The sequence below is a fragment of the Microcystis sp. M53603_WE2 genome, assembly GCF_030065435.1.
This window is the reverse complement of the sequence record NZ_JASJFF010000828.1, coordinates 1-1,678: the sequence shown is the minus strand read 5'-3', so window position 1 is coordinate 1,678 and position 1,678 is coordinate 1. Positions and strand designations below refer to the sequence as shown.

At 47.4% G+C, this 1,678-nt stretch carries 2 protein-coding genes; both read left to right on the top strand.

The window, feature by feature from the left end; translation table 11 throughout:
• Positions 1-408 precede the first annotated feature (408 nt).
• A complete protein-coding gene (murB, locus tag PX481_RS17630; RefSeq protein WP_002760709.1) occupies positions 409-1,287 on the top strand; it encodes a UDP-N-acetylmuramate dehydrogenase in 879 nt (292 codons plus the stop codon).
• A gap of 164 nt (positions 1,288-1,451) precedes the next feature.
• On the top strand, positions 1,452-1,622 hold the full coding sequence (locus PX481_RS17625) for a hypothetical protein (RefSeq protein ID WP_288026078.1): 171 nt from the start codon (positions 1,452-1,454) through the stop codon (positions 1,620-1,622).
• The last annotated feature ends 56 nt before the right edge of the window (positions 1,623-1,678 follow it).

Below are 1,678 nucleotides of genomic sequence, written 5' to 3'. Positions count from 1 at the left end.
TTTGCCTCAAACCCTGTCTGCGTAAGGATTTCAGGAGTTTGTACCCAGTAGTTTATTAGTATTACATTGCTTTAACTCAGGCTCTGTAAGACTTTGAGCCATAGCTAGTATATTTATACGGGGGAAGTTCAGGTATAGGAGCTAGGGAATGGGGAAATGGGGAGATAGGGAGATAGGGAAATTTTAGCTAAATTCCCCACTACCCCAAAACCCTAAAACCTCAACCCTCAACACCCAACACCCAAAACCCTAAAACCCCAACCCCGAGCTAGGGAATGGGGAAATGGGGAGATAGGGAGATAGGGAAATTTCAGCTAAATTCCCCACTACCCCAAAACCCTAAAACCCCAACCCTCAACACCCAACACCCAAAACCCTAAAACCCCAACCCCCAACCCCTAAAACCCTATGATTAAAACCTCTGTTTCTCTAGCTGATTTCACTTCCTACCGGGTGGGGGGAAGAGCGCAATGGTATGCCGAACCAGTTAATCTAGAGGAATTAAGAGAAGTGTTCGCTTGGTTGCGATCGCAAGATTTACCCTTGACTGTTTTGGGGGCTGGTTCAAATTTACTAATCAGCGATCGAGGTTTACCCGGACTTGTCCTCAATACTCGCCATCTGCGATCGAGTTGTTTTGATGCCGAAACTGCTACGATTACAGCAGCGGCGGGGGAACCCCTGCCAAAAATAGCTTGGAGAGCGGCAAAAAGGGGCTGGAGGGGCCTAGAATGGGCGGTGGGTATCCCCGGTACGGTGGGGGGTGCTGTGGTCATGAATGCGGGGGCGCACACCTCCTGTGTGGCGGATCGATTAGTGCGGGCGCTGGTATTAAATCCCGATGGTCAGTTAGAAACTGTAAGCAAAGAAGATTTAAATTATAGTTATCGCAGTTCTTCTCTGCAAGGGGATCAACGTTTAGTTATCGAAGCTACATTTCAGTTAGAAGCTACCGATAATTGCGAGGAAATAATGGCAATTACTACCCATAATTTACGCCATCGCAAAAGTACCCAACCCTATGATCGTCCCAGTTGTGGTAGCGTTTTCCGCAATCCTAAACCGCAATTTGCCGGGGCTTTAATTGAGGAAATGGGATTAAAAGGTTATCAAATTGGTGGAGCGCAAGTATCAGAATTACACGCTAATTTTATCCTGAATATTGGTTCAGCAAAAGCCTCGGATATTCTGCGTTTAATTCGTCATGTGCAGGAACAAGTGTTCGATCGCTGGTCCCTCTGGTTAGAACCAGAGGTGAAAGTTTTAGGGGAATTTGACGGGATTTAACTATTTTTCTCGATAACGGTTGAACTCAGCCGCGATGGGCTGGAGTGCGACGGCAGATATTTTTATAATCCTCTAGCATGGTGCGTTCCCCAAAATCTATTGGTGGGGCAGTAGGAGCCACATTAGGGAACGCACCCTACGGCTAACTATTTTTAATATATCTCGTGGGTGGTGCGTTACATTTAATTAACGCACCCTACGCGATCGCCGATCGCACTGATAGCCGTTTGACTTTGATATTGCCAATTGTCGCAACATCTCAAAAACCGCTGAGAGGTAAGATGAAAGCCACGACAGCATCTCTGGCCTCTCAGCCTATCGCCTGTGGCTGTTAGGTAGTGTCTAGCTAGTGACCAACTTCCAGGCTGAGACTGTTCTGGGGAGCCGCCCG

Bases quoted from the DNA above. Each gene is read 5' to 3' on its own strand.
- murB (WP_002760709.1), top strand. From the start codon at position 409: ATGATTAAAACCTCTGTTTCTCTAGCTGATTTCACTTCCTACCGGGTG.